This is a genomic window from Actinomyces sp. B33 (assembly GCF_028437565.1).
Taxonomy (GTDB): Bacteria; Actinomycetota; Actinomycetes; order Actinomycetales; family Actinomycetaceae; genus Pauljensenia.
In genome coordinates, this window is the sequence record NZ_JAMRYR010000002.1 from 161977 (window position 1) to 179590 (window position 17614).

General features: G+C 68.1%; 17 protein-coding genes. 12 read left to right on the plus strand and 5 right to left on the minus strand.

Annotated features, from left to right (window positions below; genetic code table 11):
- Window positions 1-60: 60 nt before the first annotated feature.
- Window positions 61-1767: an L-lactate permease gene (locus M3T53_RS03210; protein ID WP_272433016.1), complete on the minus strand. Its 1707-nt coding sequence runs from the start codon at window positions 1765-1767 to the stop codon at window positions 61-63.
- 551 nt (window positions 1768-2318) lie between these two features.
- Here M3T53_RS03210 and leuA point away from each other — a divergent pair.
- Window positions 2319-4073, plus strand: coding sequence for a 2-isopropylmalate synthase (leuA, locus tag M3T53_RS03215; protein ID WP_272433297.1), 1755 nt, complete (start codon window positions 2319-2321; stop codon window positions 4071-4073).
- Here the strand turns inward: leuA and M3T53_RS03220 are convergent.
- Window positions 4054-4689: a TetR/AcrR family transcriptional regulator gene (locus M3T53_RS03220; protein WP_272433017.1), complete on the minus strand. Its 636-nt coding sequence runs from the start codon at window positions 4687-4689 to the stop codon at window positions 4054-4056. The genes leuA and M3T53_RS03220 overlap by 20 nt on opposite strands.
- Before the next feature lie 183 nt (window positions 4690-4872).
- Here M3T53_RS03220 and M3T53_RS03225 point away from each other — a divergent pair, with 183 nt between their 5' ends.
- The 3 genes from M3T53_RS03225 (at window position 4873) to M3T53_RS03235 (ending at window position 7519) form a co-directional block, all read left to right on the plus strand.
- The gene (locus M3T53_RS03225) at window positions 4873-5796 is read left to right on the plus strand and encodes a DUF5692 family protein (protein ID WP_272433019.1); all 924 of its coding nucleotides are present in this window, start codon (window positions 4873-4875) and stop codon (window positions 5794-5796) included.
- A 131-nt stretch (window positions 5797-5927) separates the two neighbouring features.
- A complete protein-coding gene (recO, locus tag M3T53_RS03230) occupies window positions 5928-6662 on the plus strand; it encodes a DNA repair protein RecO (RefSeq protein WP_272433020.1) in 735 nt (244 codons plus the stop codon).
- Entirely contained in the window at window positions 6659-7519 is an 861-nt protein-coding gene (locus tag M3T53_RS03235; protein WP_272433021.1) for an isoprenyl transferase, read from the plus strand. The genes recO and M3T53_RS03235 overlap by 4 nt, the downstream gene beginning before the upstream one ends.
- Before the next feature lie 16 nt (window positions 7520-7535).
- Here M3T53_RS03235 and M3T53_RS03240 read toward each other — a convergent pair whose 3' ends face one another.
- Both M3T53_RS03240 and M3T53_RS03245 read right to left on the minus strand, forming a co-directional pair.
- Entirely contained in the window at window positions 7536-8087 is a 552-nt protein-coding gene (locus M3T53_RS03240) for a DedA family protein (protein ID WP_272433022.1), read from the minus strand.
- A 101-nt stretch (window positions 8088-8188) separates the two neighbouring features.
- The gene (locus tag M3T53_RS03245) at window positions 8189-8581 is read right to left on the minus strand and encodes a Fur family transcriptional regulator (protein WP_272433298.1); all 393 of its coding nucleotides are present in this window, start codon (window positions 8579-8581) and stop codon (window positions 8189-8191) included.
- Window positions 8582-8794: 213 nt separating this feature from the next.
- On the opposite strand from M3T53_RS03245, the gene M3T53_RS03250 reads away from it, so the two are divergent.
- The 6 genes from M3T53_RS03250 to M3T53_RS03265 all read left to right on the plus strand — a co-directional run bounded on the left by M3T53_RS03250 (window position 8795) and on the right by M3T53_RS03265 (window position 14558).
- On the plus strand, window positions 8795-10186 hold the full coding sequence (locus M3T53_RS03250; protein WP_272433023.1) for a glycine--tRNA ligase: 1392 nt from the start codon (window positions 8795-8797) through the stop codon (window positions 10184-10186).
- Window positions 10187-11449 carry a tRNA dihydrouridine synthase DusB gene (gene dusB, locus M3T53_RS03255; RefSeq protein ID WP_272433024.1) on the plus strand — a complete coding sequence of 421 codons (1263 nt, stop codon included), beginning with the start codon at window positions 10187-10189 and terminating at the stop codon, window positions 11447-11449. It begins immediately after the preceding gene.
- A gap of 1 nt (window position 11450) precedes the next feature.
- Window positions 11451-12326 (plus strand): type I 3-dehydroquinate dehydratase, encoded by an 876-nt coding sequence (gene aroD / locus M3T53_RS03260; protein WP_272433025.1) that lies wholly within the window; start codon window positions 11451-11453, stop codon window positions 12324-12326.
- 176 nt (window positions 12327-12502) lie between these two features.
- Window positions 12503-12646 carry a transposase gene (locus M3T53_RS09865; protein WP_442866921.1) on the plus strand — a complete coding sequence of 48 codons (144 nt, stop codon included), beginning with the start codon at window positions 12503-12505 and terminating at the stop codon, window positions 12644-12646.
- 143 nt (window positions 12647-12789) lie between these two features.
- The gene (locus tag M3T53_RS09870) at window positions 12790-13410 is read left to right on the plus strand and encodes a transposase (RefSeq protein ID WP_442866922.1); all 621 of its coding nucleotides are present in this window, start codon (window positions 12790-12792) and stop codon (window positions 13408-13410) included.
- Between the two features lie 278 nt (window positions 13411-13688).
- Entirely contained in the window at window positions 13689-14558 is an 870-nt protein-coding gene (locus M3T53_RS03265) for an Abi family protein (RefSeq protein WP_272433026.1), read from the plus strand.
- Here the strand turns inward: M3T53_RS03265 and M3T53_RS03270 are convergent.
- On the minus strand, window positions 14555-14797 hold the full coding sequence (locus M3T53_RS03270; protein WP_272433027.1) for a hypothetical protein: 243 nt from the start codon (window positions 14795-14797) through the stop codon (window positions 14555-14557). The genes M3T53_RS03265 and M3T53_RS03270 overlap by 4 nt on opposite strands.
- 919 nt (window positions 14798-15716) lie before the next feature.
- On the opposite strand from M3T53_RS03270, the gene M3T53_RS03275 reads away from it, so the two are divergent.
- A complete protein-coding gene (locus M3T53_RS03275) occupies window positions 15717-16358 on the plus strand; it encodes a hypothetical protein (protein WP_272433028.1) in 642 nt (213 codons plus the stop codon).
- A gap of 220 nt (window positions 16359-16578) precedes the next feature.
- Entirely contained in the window at window positions 16579-17613 is a 1035-nt protein-coding gene (locus M3T53_RS03280) for a biotin/lipoyl-binding protein (protein ID WP_272433029.1), read from the plus strand.
- The last annotated feature ends 1 nt before the right edge of the window (window position 17614 follow it).

Below are 17614 nucleotides of genomic sequence, written 5' to 3' on the forward strand. Positions count from 1 at the left end.
GTCGGATTACACAACGGCCGCGCATAGTTTTTCCATGCGGGCGGGCGCCGGGACCCGGCCTCACACCGGCATATAGGCCCCGAACCACCCCTGCGAGGCGGCGAAGACGAGGGAGCACAGGACGAGGAGGAGCCCGAGCGAGTAGGGGGCGGCCTTCTTGAGGATCTGCGCGTCCGATCCCGGCGCGTCGACGGCGGTCGCGGCGATCGCCAGGTTCTGGGGGGAGACGATCTTGCCCAGGCCCCCACCGATGGTGTTGGCCGCCAGGAGGATCCTCGGGTCGAGGCCGGCGCCGGCGGCCGCCGTGGACTGGAGGTTGGCGAACAGGGCGCCGGCGCTCGTCGCCGAGCCGGCGACGGCCGTCCCGATCCACCCGAGGATCGGCGAGAGGAAGGCGAACGCGGTGCCGGTCGAGGCCAACGCGGCCCCCACGGCGCTCGTCTGCCCGGAGAAATTCATGATGTAGGCGAGGGCCATGACGGTCGCGATCGTCAGGATCGACAGGCGCAGCGAGTAGATCGTCTTGGGCAGGACGGCGAACATCTGCCCGACCGTGACCCGATAGCGACCGCCCGACGACCTCGTCCCGTACAGGACGGCGATGATCGCGGCGGTGACGAAGATCCACGTCCCCGGGTTCGACAGGGTTTGCAGCGTGTACACGGCCGACCCGGAGGCGGCGCCGTCGGCGCCCAGGAGGTGCCCGTACAGGCCCGGCCACGGGATCGGCACGTCGGTGGCGGCCAGCGCCTGGCGCAGGTCGACGCCGATCGTCCACAGCTTCGTCACCCCGATGATGACGACGACGAGGATGTACGGGGCGAGGGCCAGGAGGACGCGCCCGCGGTCGGGCCGGTCCTCGTCGAGCACCTGGGTGCGGTACTCCTCGGGGATCGTCGGCGTCCACACGAGGAGGAACAGGTAGGAGGCCGCGAGCCCCAGGAGGGAGGCGACGACCGCGGTCAGCTCGAAGGACAGGAACGGCGTGAAGAAGTGCCCGGCGGCTGTGGCCGCTCCGGCGACGAGGGCGAGGGGCCACAGCTGGGCGACGCCTCGGCGGCCGTCGAGGATGAGGAGGAGAAGGAGGGGGATCGTCGAGGCGATGATCCACGTCAGGTGCCCCATGTTCTGGGCGACGGATGCCGGCTCGGACCCGCCCAGGCGGGCGGCCGTGATGATCGGGATCGACATGGCCCCGAAGCCGACGTTGATCGCGTTGCCGACGATCGTGGCGACGGCGGCCTTCATCTTGGGGACGCCGACGGTCAGGAGCATCGCGGCGGCGATGGCCACGGGGGCGCCGAAGCCGGCGAGGCCTTCGAGGAGGCCGCAGAAGGAGAAGGCGATGATGAGCGCCTGAGCGCGCTGATCGCCCTTACCGATGGTGTTGAACACCGCTTTGAGGTCCGCGCTGCGCCCGGAGGTTTCGGTGAGGTTGTAGAGCCACACGGCCGCGATGATGATGTAGATGATCGGGACGAAACCCATCGCCAGGCCCTGGGTCCCTGACAGGAGCGTCAGCCCCACGGGCATGTGGAAGGCGACGACCGCGAGGACGGCAGCCGCGGCGCACGAGATCAGCGCGCACCAGTGGGTCGCGACCTTGAAGACTCCCATGAGCGTGAAGAACACGAGGAGGGGGAGGATGCCTACGGCCGCGGTCAGCCCGACCGATCCGCCGACGGCCGACGTCGAGGGAGTGAAGGACTGTATCGGGACGAGGGCGTGGGCACCGAGGGGAACGGTGAGGAGCATGGCGGCCTCCATGGACGCGGCGGTGATCGTGGTCGGATCCGATGCGACCGGGCATCGGACCTTGGTCCCACATCATTCCACATCGATCCGGCCCCGTGAACCGCGACGCCCCTGTCGACCTGCGCGGGGACGACGCCGGCGATGGGCCGGGCCGGGGCGGCCGCGCCGCCCACCGGCTCGCGCGGGAGCTGCGCCCGCCGCCGTGGGCAAGCGCCGGGCGGGCCCGAGGCGTCCCGTTCGCGCGGGGACGGCGGTTCGGCGACCTTTTTGGAGACGGTTTCGTTGCCCGATGTCCCGTTCGCGCGGGGACGGCGGTTCGACGAGACAAGGTCCTTGGACAGTGCGCCCTTTCACCGGCCCGCGCGGGGACCGGGCGCCGACGGCGGCGTCCACATGGTGTCGCCTCCCGCGCCCCGCGGACCCTCCTCCTACCCTTGGGGGCATGCGCGACGACATGCTCCTCCTCCTTGGGTGCCGCGGCGAGGCCTGACGGGCCGGAAACTCGCCGCGGCCGACACGCCCTCCGGTCCCCTCCCAGACCGTCCCCGCAGCAACGGAGCATGATGAAGACCACCGCCCGCGTCCCCGCCCCCGCCGGATACGGCATGCCGATCGGCAAGTACCGTTCTTTTCTCGACGTCAATCCCGTCCCCCTGACGGACCGGATGTGGCCCGACCGCAGGATCGTCCGCGCACCCCGGTGGATGTCCACCGACCTGCGCGACGGCAACCAGGCCCTCATCGAGCCGATGGATCCCGCGCGCAAGCGCCGGATGTTCGACCTTCTCGTGCGACTGGGCTACACGGAGATCGAGATCGGCTTCCCCGCGGCCTCGCAGGCCGACTTCGACTTCGTCCGCTCCCTCGTCGACGACGCGGCGGTCCCCGACGACGTCACCGTCTCCGTCCTCACCCAGTCGCGCCCCGAGATCATCGAGCGCACCGTCGAGGCCCTCGTCGGCCTCCCCCGGGCCACCGTCCACCTGTACAACGCGACCGCGCCCGTCTTCCGCGACGTCGTCTTCGGCAATGACCGCGCGCAGACCCTCGAACTGGCGGTGGCCGGCGCCCGCGAGGTCATCGCCCAGGCGGACAAGCGCCTCGGCGACGACACGGTGTTCGGATTCGAGTACTCGCCGGAGGTCTTCGTCGACACCGAGCCGGACTTCGCCCTCGACATCTGCGAGGCCGTCATGGACGTCTGGCAGCCCGACGAGGACCGCGAGATCATCCTCAACCTGCCGGCGACCGTCGAGAGGGCCACCCCCAACGTCTACGCCGACCAGATCGAGTACATGTCCCGGAACCTGACCCGGCGCGAGCACATCGCCCTGTCCGTCCACCCGCATAACGACCGGGGGACCGGGGTGGCGGCCGCCGAGCTGGCGATCATGGCGGGCGCCGACCGCGTCGAGGGCTGCCTCCTCGGCCAGGGCGAGCGCACCGGCAACGTCGACCTCGTCACCCTCGGCCTCAACCTGTTCAGCCAGGGCGTCGACCCGGGCGTCGACCTGTCCGACGTCGACGCGATCCGGCGCACCGTCGAGCAGTGCACGCAGATGGACACGCCCGTGCGCGCCCCCTACGTCGGCGACCTCGTCTACACGTCGTTCTCCGGCTCCCACCAGGACGCGATCAAGAAGGGGTTCGCCGCGCGCAAGGCCCGGGTCGACGCGGCAGGCGGCGACGAGGACGCGGTCGCGTGGGAGCTGCCCTACCTGCCGATCGACCCGCACGACGTGGGGCGCTCCTACGAGGCGGTCGTCCGCGTCAACTCCCAGTCCGGCAAGGGCGGGGTCGCCTACCTCATGTCGACGGCCCACAGCCTCGACCTGCCGCGCCGCCTCCAGGTCGAGTTCTCCCGCATCGTCCAGCGCCACACCGACACCTACGGCGGTGAGATCAACGCCCAGACCCTGTGGACGATCTTCGCAGATGAGTACCTGCCGACCAGTGCGGCTCCCGATCTGACGCCCTGGGGCCGGTTCGCCCTGGCATCCTCCCAGGTGACGACACGCGGCGACGAGGACGTCGACCTGCGGGCCGTCATCGTCGACTCGGGGGAGCGCGTCGAGGTCGTCTCCCACGGGACGGGGCCCGTCGACGCGTTCGTCGTCGCCCTCCACCAGTTCGATCTCGACGTGCGGGTCCTCGATTACGCCGAGCACGCGATGAGCCAGGGGCGCGACGCCAAGGCCGCGGCCTACGTCGAGGCGGCGGTCGACGGGCAGATCGTGTGGGGCGTCGGCATCGACTCGTCGATCACGCGCGCCTCCTATAAGGCTGTGGTCTCGGCGGTCAACCGGGCGCTGCGCTAGGCGAGTCCCCGCGTGCGGGGGCCGGGGGCCTGCTCCAGGACGAGGTGGGGGAGGCGGCGAAGAGCTCGAGGGAGCGGCGCACCTGCCCGTGGAGGATCCGTTCGATCCTCTCGACGAGCACATAGGGGTCGTCGCGCATGCGGGTCGCCAGCCAGTGGCTCAGGTGCCCCAGGACGGACAGGGTGAAGTGGTCGATGACGAAGGAGAGGTCGTCGTCGGCCGGCTCGAGGCCGTCGCCGACCTCGGCGGCGATGACCTCCATCATCGCGCGCAGCTGGCGGTGGAGGAAGATCTCGAAATCCTGGACGGACAGCGACTCGATGACGGCGTAGGTCTCGTCCGGGTGGGCGCGCATCCACACGAGCATCGAGAGGAACCCGTCGGACCACTGGTCGTAGGAGGCGTGGGCGAGGATGCGGTCGGCGATCTCGTGGGTGAAGACCCAGACCGTCAGGTCGTTGACGTTGGCGAAGTGGTAGTAGAAGGCCTGGCGGCTCACGCCGGCCAGGTCGCTCAGGCGCCGCACGGAGACGCGCGAGAGGGGGACGCGGGTGAGTTCCTCGGTCAGGGCCCGCGCGAGAGCCTCGCGCGCGTCCGACCGTCCGTCCGCCCTCATGCCGACCGCCTCCCCGTTGCCTTGACAGCAGGATAGGGCAACGGTCGTGGGGCCCGGAATCGCGGAGGATGAGAACTTGACACTTCCGGAGGAGTGTCCATGGTGCCGCGGCGAGGGGACCCGTACGGTGACGTCACCGTCCCATCGGGGATCGACGCCGATCCCCCCGTCCAAGGAGCTGCTGTGTTCCTCTTCGAATCCATCCCCTGGTATTCCTGGCTGGCCTGGCTGGGAGTCCTCCTCGCCCTCATCATCGGCAACGAAATCACCCGCCGCTGGAAGTGGGCGGGCCTGGCCATCTTCGTCGCCCTGCCGATCCTCCTGACGATCTTCGTGTGGCCGACGACCGCCGGCCCCGACTCCTCGACCGGCACGTGGTTCCACTGGGTCAAGGTCTACTCGGCCCTCGCCGGGTGCCTCGGCTTCATGGCGCTGAGGTACATTCCCCGGCTGTCGACCAACACATGGGCGCTGGCCTTCCCGCCGGCGATCCTCGCGATCAACATCCTCGAAGCGTGCATCCGCGACTTCGAGGTCGGCGCCATGGGCGCCAACGGCATGGTCGACGGCGTCTTCATGGTGTCGGGCCCGTGGAACTACATGAACGGCATCGCGGGGCTGCTCAACCTCCTGACGATCTGCGGGTGGACGGGCATCATCATCTCGAAGGACTCGGCCAAAACGATGGTGTGGCCCGACATGGTCTGGTTCTGGATCATCGCCTACGACCTGTGGAACTTCGCCTACGTCTACAACTGCGTCGGCGACCACTCGTTCTACGCGGGCGCCGCCCTGCTGATCTCGTGCACGATCCCCGCGTTCTTCCTCAAGAAGGGCGCCTGGCTCCAGCACCGTGCCCACACCCTCGCCCTGTGGATGATGTTCACCATGGCGGTGCCGTCTTTCGTCACCGACTCGCGGTTCGCCGTCGACGCCTCCCACGACCCGACGGCCCTCTTCGTCGTCTCGGCGATCGCCCTGGCGTCCAACGTCGCGGTCGCCATCTACCAGATCCGCGCCATCGTCGTCGGGCGCAAGAACCCGCTGCGCGACGAGCTCTACACGGACCTCGAGGCCTACCGCTCCGTGCGCGCGGCCAACGTCTGAGACCCCACCCCCCGGCGGGCGCCCCGCAGAGCCGTCGATGCTCCGCGGGGCGCCCGTCGGCTTCTCGTCGTCCGCCCCGCCGACGCCCCGGGGCCTCGTCGGCTCCCCGCGGTGGGACAATCGTCTGCGTGATGAGGAGCTACCGGGACGAGGCCGTGGTCCTGCGCACCCACAAGCTCGGCGAAGCCGACCGGATCATCACCCTGCTGACAAGCGAGCACGGCCAGGTCCGCGCCGTCGCCAAGGGAGTGCGGCGCACCTCCTCGAAGTTCGGCGCGCGCCTCGAGCCGTTCAGCGTCGTCGACGTCCAGCTCCACCGGGGCAGGACCCTCGACACCATCACGCAGGCCGAGACGATCGCCTCCCACGGCGAGGCCATCGCCGCCGACTACGGGCTGTACACGACGGCGACCGTCATCGTCGAGACCGCCGAGCGCCTGACCGGGGACCCCGAGGACGGCTCCCACTCCCAGTACCTCCTCCTCGTCGGCGCCCTCTTCGCCCTGGCGAAACGCCGCCACGACCCTCAGCTGATCCGCACCTCCTACACGCTGCGCGCCCTGGCCCTGGCCGGCTGGGCGCCGTCGTGCTTCGACTGCGCCTCCTGCGGGGCCCGCGGCCCCCACTCCTCCTTCTCCATCCCCGAGGGGGGAGCCGTATGCGACTCCTGCCGCCCCGCCGGCGCCGCCTCGCCCTCGCCCGACGCCATGTCCCTCCTCGGCGACCTCCTGTCGGGGGACTGGGCGTGCGCCGACGCCTCCGAGACCTACGCCCGGCCGGAGGCCGCCTCTCTGATCTCCTCCTACACCCAGTGGCACTTGGAGCGGCGCCTGCGCAGCCTCCAGGTCCTCGAAAGGAGCCGATGATGACGCCCGCCCCGTCGCAGCCGCGACCCACCCCGATGGACCGGGCGCCCCGCGACCCCGCCGCCCCCGTCGCCGGCCCCGGCCAGTGGTCGGCCCCCGCCCCCCGATTCGCCCCCGGCGAGGCGCCCGCCCACGTCGCCCTCATCATGGACGGCAACGGCCGGTGGGCGAACCAGCGGGGATTGGCCCGCACCGAGGGGCACCGGGCCGGCGAGTACGCCCTCATGGACACCATCGCCGGCGCCATCGACGCGGGCGTGCGCCATCTGAGCGTCTACACCTTCTCCACGGAGAACTGGCGGCGCAGCCCCGCCGAGGTCCGATTCATCATGGGCTATGCGACCGACGTCCTCGCCCGGCGCACCGCCCAGCTCGACGAATGGGGGGTCCACGTCCGCTGGAGCGGGCGCCGCCCCCGCCTGTGGAAGTCCGTGATCGGCGCCCTGGAGCGGGCCGAGGAGCGCACGCGGGGCAACAGCGTCCTCGACCTCGTCATGTGCGTCAACTACGGGGGACGGGCCGAACTGGCCGACGCCGCCCGCTCGATCGCCGCCGAGGCCGCCGCCGGACGCCTCGACCCGGCGCGGGTGGGCGAGCGGACCGTCGCGCGCCATCTCTACCTGCCCGACCTGCCCGACGTCGACCTGATGATCCGCACCTCCGGGGAGCAGCGGATCTCGAACTACCTCCTGTGGCAGATGGCGTACGCGGAGATGATGTTCTCCCCCGTGCCGTGGCCGGCCTTCGACCGCGAGGCCCTGTGGGACTGCCTCCTGGAGTACGCCGGGCGCGAGAGGCGCTTCGGAGGCGCCGAGGAGCTCGTCGCGCGGCCGGGCGCGGGGGGAGACGGGAGCTGAGGGCGGCGAGGCCCGTTCAGCGCCGGCTGTCGAGCGCGGGGACGGGGGCGTCGAGGACGGCCTCGGGCGTCTCCGATCCCGGGGCGCGGCGGGCGCGCCGCTTGGAGGCGACCCTCCACCAGACGAGCGCGACGACCAGGGCCATCCCCGCCCACCCCCAGGGGGAGCCCGCGACCGCGGTGATCGCCGCGGTCCACACGGCCAGCAGCCCGAGGCCGTACATCAGGGCCCACAGGACGCATCCGGGGAGCATGCACAGCGTGTAGGTCCTCCACCGCATGCGCACGACCCCCGCGCCGGCGTTGACGGCGGTCTGGACCCCGACGGTGAGGAAGCACAGGGGGATGACGACGAGCCCCCACTTCTCCAGGAGGGCCGCGCCCCTGCGGGGCGTGGGGCCGGTGAACCAGGAGGCCAGGCGCCCGAGGACCCCGCTCTTGTCGGCCCCGGCCAGGGCCCCGCGGGCCGCGAGGCGGCCGAGCCAGTACGTGCCCTGGGCGCGCAGGAGGACGACGAAGAAGAGGAAGATGATGAGGGGCGCCCCGGAGGAGGCCCAGTCGGGGATCATCGGTGTCGGCTCCTTCCCGTCGATCCGCTCGCGACCGTCGATGTCAGGGTAGCCTCACCTGCGTTGTCGCTTCCAGTCCCGGCGCAGACGCGGAGGCCGGATCACTGCGGGGAGGCCGAGCAGTTCGCGCACACGCCGAACAGGTCCATCGAGTGCGAGACCTCGGAGAACCCGTGGGAGGCGGCGATCTCCGACACCCACGACTCGATCTGCGACTGGGCGATCTCCTCGGCGTGCCCGCACACGCGGCACACGAGGTGGTGGTGGTGCTCGTCCGATTCGCAGATCCGGTAGAGGGCCTCGCCCTCCGTCGAGCGCAGGACGTCGACCCGCCGGTCCTCGGCGAGGGTCTGGAGGTTGCGGTAGACGGTGGCCAGGCCCACCCGGTGCCCCTGGAGGTGGAGGTCCTCGAAGATCTGCTGGGCGCTGCGGAAATCGGGGACGCGGGTCAGCTCCTCGAAGACCGCCTGACGCTGCTTCGTCATTCGTTGCATCATTCCTCCTGGACGTGCGGGCGCGGGACCCGGCGGAGCGCGCCCTGGCCCGACGGCCCACGGGCCCGGGCCGATCGGCTCGACGGACCGAACCGATGACACCGACCAGGATAGCGAAGACGGCGCGCCTGCCCCCGGGCGCGGTCCGATAGGATCATCGGGACCGATGCCGCGCCAGCCAGGCGCGGCCGCGATTCCCCAAGGAGCTCCACAGTGGCACACGGCCCTTCTCGCCTCGACTCCGTCATCAGCCTCGCCAAGCGGCGAGGCTTCGTCTTCCCGTGCGGCGACATCTACGGCGGCACCCGATCGGCCTGGGACTACGGGCCGCTCGGCGTCGAGCTCAAGGAGAACATCAAGAAGCAATGGTGGCAGTACATGGTCCGCTCCCGCGAGGACGTCGTGGGCCTGGACTCGTCCGTCATCCTCCCTCGCGAGACCTGGGTCGCCTCCGGTCACGTCAAGGCCTTCACCGACCCCCTCGTCGAATCCCTCCACACCCACAAGCGCTACCGCGCCGACGAGCTCATCGAGGACTACGCCCAGCGCAAGGGGCTCGACCCCGAGGACGTCACCCTCGACATGGTCCCCGACCCCGTGACCGGCCAGCCCGGCAGCTGGACCGAGCCGCGCGCCTTCTCCGGCCTGCTCAAGACCTACCTCGGCCCCGTCGACGACGAGGCCGGCCTGCACTACCTGCGCCCCGAGACCGCCCAGGGCATCTTCATCAACTACGCGAACGTCGCCGCCGCCTCGCGCAAGAAGCCGCCGTTCGGCATCGGCCAGATCGGCAAGTCCTTCCGCAACGAGATCACCCCGGGCAACTTCATCTTCCGCACCCGCGAGTTCGAGCAGATGGAGCTCGAATTCTTCTGCGCCCCCGGCACCGACGAGGAATGGCACCAGTACTGGATCGACTACCGGCGCGACTGGTACGTCGGCCTGGGCATCGACCCGGACAACCTGCGCCTCTACGAGCACCCGGCCGAGAAGCTCTCCCACTACTCCAAGCGCACCGTCGACATCGAGTACCGCTTCGGCTTCCAGGGATCGGAGTGGGGCGAGCTCGAGGGCGTCGCCAACCGCACCGACTACGACCTCGGCGTCCACTCCGAGGCCTCCGGGTCCAAGCTCGACCACTACGACCAGGCGACCGGCGAGCGCTGGACCCCCTACGTCATCGAGCCCAGCGCGGGCCTGACCCGCTCCCTCATGGCCTTCCTCATCGAGGCCTACCACGAGGACGAGGCCCCCAACACCAAGGGCGGCGTCGACACGCGCACCGTCCTGCGCCTGGACCCGCGCCTGTCGCCCGTCAAGGCCGCCGTGTTCCCCCTGTCGCGCAAGGACGAGCTGCAGGGCCCGGCCCGCGAGCTCGCCCAGGAGCTGCGCGGCATCTGGAACGTCGAGTACGACGACGCGGGCGCCGTCGGCCGGCGCTACCGCCGCCAGGACGAGATCGGCACCCCCTATTGCGTGACCTACGACTTCGACTCCCTCGCGGACGGGGCCGTCACCGTGCGCGACCGCGACACGATGAGCCAGGAGCGCATCGGGCTCGACGAGGTCAAGTCCTACCTCATCGACAAGCTCGGGGCCTGCTGAATGTCCGAGCCCCCGGGCGCGCCCGCCGGCCCGACCCCCGTCGTGGAGGTCGGGCCCCTGCGCCTGTGGTCCCCGGTCGTCCTGGCCCCCATGGCGGGGGTCACCGACGCGCCCTTCCGCAGGCTCTGCCGCGAGTTCGGCGAGCAGGGGCTGCCCGCCGAACTGTCCCCGGACTCTCCGGATCGTCGGATCGAGCCGATCCGCGGCGTCGACGCGCTCGCGGGACTGTACGTCATGGAGATGGTGACCTCGCGCGCCCTCGTCGAGGGGAACCGTCGCACCCTCGACATGGTCCGCCCCGACCCGCAGGAGCGGGTCCGCTCGGTCCAGTTGTACGGCGTCGACCCGGACACGATGGCGAAGGCGACGGAGATCCTCGTCGACTGCGACCTCGCCGACCACATCGACCTCAACTTCGGGTGCCCGGTCCCCAAGGTGACCCGCAAGGGCGGGGGAGCGGCGCTGCCGTGGAAGAAGGACCTCTTCGACGACCTCGTCCGCGCGGTCATCGACGCCTCGGAGCGGGCCGGGCGCAGGCGCGGCGCGGACGTGCCCGTGACGGTGAAGATGCGCATCGGCATCGACGACGAGCACGTGACCTACCTCGACGCCGCCCGAACCGCGGTCAACCGGGGCGTCGCCGCGGTCGCGCTCCACGCGCGCACCCAGACCCAGCACTATTCGGGCGCCGCCCGCTGGGAGGCGATCGCCCGCCTCAAGGAGGCGGTCCCCGTCCCGGTGCTCGGCAATGGCGACGTGTTCTCCGGCGAGGACGCGCAGCGGATGATGGGGGAGACGGGCTGCGACGCGGTCGTCGTCGGCCGCGGATGCCAGGGGCGCCCGTGGCTCTTCGCCGACATCGTCTCGACGCTGATGGACGGCCCCGCCTTCCAGGACCCGGGGCTGCGGGGCATCGCCTCGATCATCGAGACGCACGCCCGCTGGGCCGTCGACGACCAGGGGGACGAGTCCCGGGCGATGCGCGAGATGCGCAAGCACATCGGCTGGTATCTGCGAGGATTCTCCGTCGGCGGCGCGACCCGCCATGCCCTCGGCATGGTCTCGACCCTCGACGAGCTTCATGAACTCCTCACCGGCCTCGACCTCGATCAGGGGTTCCCGACAGCGGCGCGGGGCCCGCGCGGGCGCGCCGGCGGGGAGAAGACGCCCCACCTTCCCGACGGGTGGCTCGATTCGCCGTTCCTCTCCGAGGCGGAGCGGGCGGACCTCCACCTCGCCGAGGACGGCGCGAACGGAGGATGAGATGAACGAGAGCCCTGAGAACCGTTGCGGGGCCCCGCCGGACGATGACCCCCACGCCGGCCCGCTCCCCTGGGAGGGGAGAGCCGCCCGCCCTGTGCTGATCGGGACAGGCTCGTCGCCCCGGGGCGCCGTCGTGCTCGGCGGGCCAACCCGTATCATCGCGCCGATCATGGGGGCGACGCCCGAAGCGCTCGCGCACGAGATCGCGGCCCTGCCCGGCCATCCGGTCGATCTCGTCGAATGGCGCGTCGACCCGCTGCTCGCGGCCCTGCCCTCGGGCGCCGACCCGCGGGCCGCGGTCGAGGAGGCGTGGGGCCTCGCACTGTCCGCGAGCCGCCTGCCCGTCCTCGCGACGATCCGCACCGTCGACGAGGGAGGCGCCGCGGCTCTCGCGGCGGGGGAGTACGCGAGGCTGGTGCGTCTTCTGGCGCGCCTGGCCGACGCGGTCGATGTCGAGATCGACAGGGAGGTGGCGCCGGAGCTGATCGCCCGGGCGCACGCGGCGGGCGCAGTGGTCGTCTCCTCCCACCACGACTTCTCCGAGACCCCATCGGACCGCGTGATTCATTCCACCCTGACCCGCATGAGCGGAGCCGGAGCGGATGTCCTCAAGATCGCCTGCCGTGCGAATTCTCCCGAGGACGCGGTCCGCCTGCTCGCCGCTCAGGCGCGGGCGCGCGCGGAGCTTGCCCGTCCGCTGATCGTCATCGGAATGGGGCCCCTCGGAGCGCTCACGCGTGTCGCGGGTTCGGCGATGGGCTCTGCGGCGACCTTCGCCGCGGTGGGGTCCGCGTCTGCGCCCGGCCAGTTCACTGTGGAGGAGACGCGCGCGGTGCTCGATCTCGTCGAGCCCGATGGGCCGCCTTGGTTCGGCTGATTCGTGACGTTCCTCCCGGCGCTCGCGCCGCGACCGCGATTCCCCGATACTCCTGGGGGCCTGGATCGGCTCTAGGGCGTGTCTGCCATATTGTGGCTGAGGCTCGCGGCAGTCTTGTGGGGTGAGGTCGACGGGTTGGCGGTATCGGGCGTTTACGGACGATCAATTGGGAGCGGATCGAGCCGCTGTTGCCGTCGAACACGGGCCTGTGGGGACACCCGTTGGGTGATAACCGGCGCGTGGTGGAGGCCATCGCGTACCGGTTGCGGACGGGGATACCGTGGCGTGATCTGCCGCGCGATGAGTTCGGCCCGTGGTAGACGGTGTGCAAGCGGCACCGCCGTTACGCCGGGGACGGCACCTGGGACCGCGTGCTTGCGCAGATTCTTGCTGAGGCCGACGCGGCCGGGGAAGATCGACTGGGCGGTGTCGGCGGATGCCACGATCGCGCGTGCGCATCAGCATGCGACGAACACGACTCGTCCGGAGCAGGACACAGGGGGCGGAATCTAATCACAAGAATCTGCTCTTGCACGAGATAGAGCCGCCCGGTCACGGGATCGGGCGCTCTGGCGGTGGGTCGACGACAAAGATCCACCAGGGGGTCGACGCTAACGGCCGCCCGTTGGCGATGATCGTCATCGGTGGGCAGCGTAACGACGGGGCGATGCTCGCCCAGGTCCTCGTCCAGATCCACGTTCCTCGCCTCGGTCCGGGTCGGCCGCGCGTCCGGCCCGATGCGGTGATCGCCGACCGGGCGTATGCGACTGGTGTCATCGGCTCCGCGCTGGGCCGACGCGGCATCAAAGCAGTGATCCCTGACAACGCGACCAGGCAGCTGCTCGCAAGCGACGCGCCAGCCGGGGCGGACGCCCTGCCGGGCTCGACACGGTGGCCTACAAGGGGGGCCGCAACGTCATCGAGCGGCACTTCGCCCTGGCCAAGCAATGGCGCGGCATCACTACGAGGTTCGACAGACTCGCGATCACCTACCACGCCGGCATCACGACCTGCACCATCCCCACCTGGCCGCACCTATGGAGAAACACACCCTAACTATGGACTATCCGCCCTTGTGAACTAGGATTGCGTCAATCGTTCAGCCCGCCCCGGCTTAGGTTGGGAACGGGGTGGATCTCTGATAAGGGCTACATCTTGCGTCTTGACTTAATCGCAAGATCGTTGCTTAGCACCGCTCAATCAGGTAAAATGAGGACATCAAGACCGGTTCCGCTGCTCTTCGGAGCAGTCCAGGGCCGGTCCTCATTTTTCTTCGGTCGTTCCGAGGGGAGTTGCGTGTCACAACCGTCAAAAATCTTCAAATCTCACGGAGAGCAAATTGATCTTCTCCGCTCTCGAGGGATGCACATCGAAGATGAGGCTGAAGCCCGCCGGACTCTTGAACGGGTGAACTACTACCGACTCTCTGGATACTGGTATTCATACCGGCAGCTATCACCGAGCGGGTCCCAGAGGCGTGACGCCTTTGTCGAAGACACCTCATTTGCTGAAGTGGCGGCACTTTACGAGTTTGATGAACGTCTTCGCGCGGGTGTCTTCATGTGCCTCACGCCCATCGAGTTGGCCGTGCGGTCAACGCTGGGCCATGAACTTGGTCGCATCGATCCGCTGATCCATTTGAAACCGGAGCTACTTGGACCGGTGGCCCGAGAGCCTGGATCATCAACTGATCCCTCCGGCACATACAAGAAATGGAAGCGACTCTATGAAAAGGAGCTGTCCCTCTCACGGGAAGACTTTGTTGCACACCACAAGAACAAGTACTCAGGACAACTGCCGATATGGGCCGCCGTCGAAATTATCGACTGGGGTTCGCTGTCATACCTTTACCAGCTTGCCCCCATCGATTTGCGCGACACTATCGCCGCCAGAATCCGCCTAACCGCAGCTCAACTTGGATCATGGCTTAAAGCACTAAACATCGTCCGCAACTACTCAGCGCATCATGCCCGGATGTTTAATCGGGTTTACACCATCAAGCCGAAACTCCCCGCGCAATACGATGTACCAGAGCTTGAGCCCGCTGCAAATGCACTTAACCGATGCTTCGGCCAGCTCACACTCATCCAGTATCTCTTGAGTGAACTTGACGTCGGTGACTCGACCATTCTGCCAAACGTCGTGGAAACGTACCCCGCAGTAAAGGTGCTTCCTCAAAGCCACATGGGTGTCCCCTCCAATTGGGAAACGCTCACCCTCTGGCAACACTAATCCTTGCGGTAGTAGGAACATTCGAACACATCAGCATCCAATGGCAAACCTGCTGCCCACTCGGAGACGGTGGCCATGAGCTCACAGAGCTCATCAACTGTCACGCCGCTCGATTTGGGATGGTCGATGACGACTTCATCGTGGACATGCATGACGATCTTGTATCCAGCCTGCTCGAGGGTGTGCATGGGGTGGGTGAGGATGTCGCGGGCGATGGTTTGGACGATGTTCTCAGTCAATTTCCCTCCCTAGCTCCGTCTTTCTTTCTTCAGGGACTGAAGTTCCCGCACCTCTGCGCCCGGATTGCGACTTCGGTGCGTGAGGAGCAGGAAAGCAGTTTGATCAACTGACTCACATAGGTCCGGGCAGTTCCTTCGGAGAGGGCGAGTGCCCGGGCGATTCGCATTCTTGTTCTTCTCGATGATGAGTGAGGCCGGGGAGTTCCGGGGCGCATGTTTGAAGACATTGATGCACCCTTCCCTGATGATCGCGCTGAGGAGCGCCCGTCCCTCGACGTCGAGGTGCTCGTCTAATCCGGGCTCCACCTCGGAGTCGACGCTGATTCCATGGGAGGCGAGCAGTCGCGTCCCATCGGCGAGAACTGCTTCGAAGGATTCAGACCGGGGTGAAGGTGAGGAGTCGGAGTCGATGATGAGGCGGAGATCCATCATCGTCGAGCGCGTGGCGTCAAGCGCTGCTACAAGCGGTTCGGAGAGTCGTAGGCGCTCGGCGCATCGGGTGAGGAAAGTGTTGACATTCTGTGATATCAACAGTTCTTCCGGGTCGTGTGGTGGTCCCGTAGCCTGGAGCCGGCAGGAGCAACGGGGCTCCTGCGCAGGGGAAGAGGAAAACGATGAAGTTTCGGATGAAGGCTCTGGTGGGGGCTTGCGCGGCGAGCCTGGCGTTTTCCGCCGTGTTGGTCACTCCGGCGCATGCGGCTCCGAGAACGTGTGAAGCGCACAAGGTCGCGTCGAATTCAATGAAGTCGTTGTGCTTGGCCGGAACTCCTGGAAATGGACACTACGCTGAAGCGCGGCTTCAGTTTTCTGGATACTCAGCACTGCGTCAGTCGCTGAGGGCAGCGATGGGATATTGGAGCTATTCCGGTAATTACTCCGGCGGCTACATTTCCTCCGGTCCGTGGCCAGTCGTTGTCCCATGAGCGGAGCGTTGAAAAGGAGGGGGCTCGTCCTCGGGGCGAGCGCCCTCCTGTCGTTGGGGCTCTCCGGGTGCGTTGAAAACGCCGCTGGAACGGGCTTGCGCGGACCGGGCTATGGCCCCGAATTCGAGGAGCTTCGTTCTTCATCACCTTCTGATTTCCTGCGCGAAGTCCTCGCCGATGATGAGATTTCCGAGGCAGAAGTGATAGAAGCAAGAAGCCGGTTCGTCCAATGCGTCGGCGAATCGGGCAGACTCGCGGCGACTGATCTGACCGATGGAGGGTTCGAATACACTGGACCCGCGATTGACGCGGGCGACCACCAAGCGATCATCGATGCGTGCAATGAGAAGACCTCAGCCGATACGATCACGATGTATGCGTTGCGGATGCACGATAATCCGGAGAACGTCGATCCGAATGCCCTGATCGCCTTGTGCCTCGTGAAGAAGAAGGTCGTCGATCACTCCTATGGCGGTGAGCAGTACGCGGCGGATATGGAGCACTACTTCGCGCTCCCGGAGTCCCAGCGTCCGGGCGTCCTGGAATTCCCGAGCTTCGTCGACGAGGAGAACGGTCCTGCGGCGCACAGCGAGTGCATCGAAATGAGCGCTACGGAGATTCTTCAATTGCCGGGATAACCCCGTCGAATAGGCGGGGAGAGCCCCGCCACGACCTCTCGTATCGTCTGCGCTCTCGCCGTGCTGGTCGACAAAAGTCAATACCGAAGGGGTCCACTGTTCAGCAGTGACTCGCTTACAGTGGAAACCGCGGCGTCCGCGGACGCATGGACGCGGGAAGGGGAGACTCGAAGACGATCCCTCAGCCGTTCACCCCCGAGCCTCAGAGAGGGCATGGCCGATGACGCGGATACCACTGAGACCCCTCGCGATCGGAGCATTCGCTTGCCTTCTCTGCGCAGCCGGAGGAACTGCGCTCGGCGCACTCGTCCTCGCCCCTCCCGTCCCCGCATCCCTCGAAACAACCCGCACGTTCTCCTCCGCGCCGGTCGAATCCCGCGCCGTCGAGGACTCGCGCACGATCCCCCTCACCTTCGTCACAGGCGACACGACGAAGCTTTCTGCTCCTTTCCCCGGTAAAGTGACCGCCCTCGCCGTCTCCGCCGGGGACACGCTCGAATCCGGTGACACCATCGCACGGATCGACGGGACGCCGCTCATCGCCCTCGCCACAACCACGCCCCTGTACCGTCCGATCATCAACGGCATCGAAGGCGATGACATCCGCGCGCTCCAGACCGAACTCGCGCGCCTCGGTTACTCCGTCGACACGAGCGGCGTCGCCGACTGGAATACTCGCGCCGGCGCAGCGGATCTCCTCGGCATCGACGACGGCGCCGGGGGAGTGCCCGCCCACGTGCCGATCAGCGGATTCGCATGGATTCCCTCTCCCTCAGTCGCCGTCGTCTCCATCGACGTCGGACTCGGTCAGAACGTCGAGCCCGCCGGGCTCCTGCTCACCGTCGCCGACTCGGACGAACGCGGGGTCCTCACCATCCCCAAAGAGGCGATCCCCGGCGACCGCGTCATCACCCTGTCGACAGGGGTGCTGCCTGTGCCCGCCGACGGCATCATCACCGATCCCGAAACAGTTCGAGCGATCAAAGAATCCGAGCAATACACCGGCTTCACGGCGACCCTCGCTGACGGCGAAGGCGTCTTTTCCGTCCCCTGGTCCCTCGCCTCACCGATCAACGCCCTCGTCGTCCCGCCCTCCTCCCTCTTCGGGATCGTAGGGGCCGAGGCTTGCGTCGCCGAGAACGGAACTGTCCACAAGGCGCGTATCATCGGCTCCCAACTCGGACAGTCCTACATCACCGTCGCCGACCCGATCTCCAGCGTCGATCTGGACACTGAGGACCTCGTATGCCAGTGAC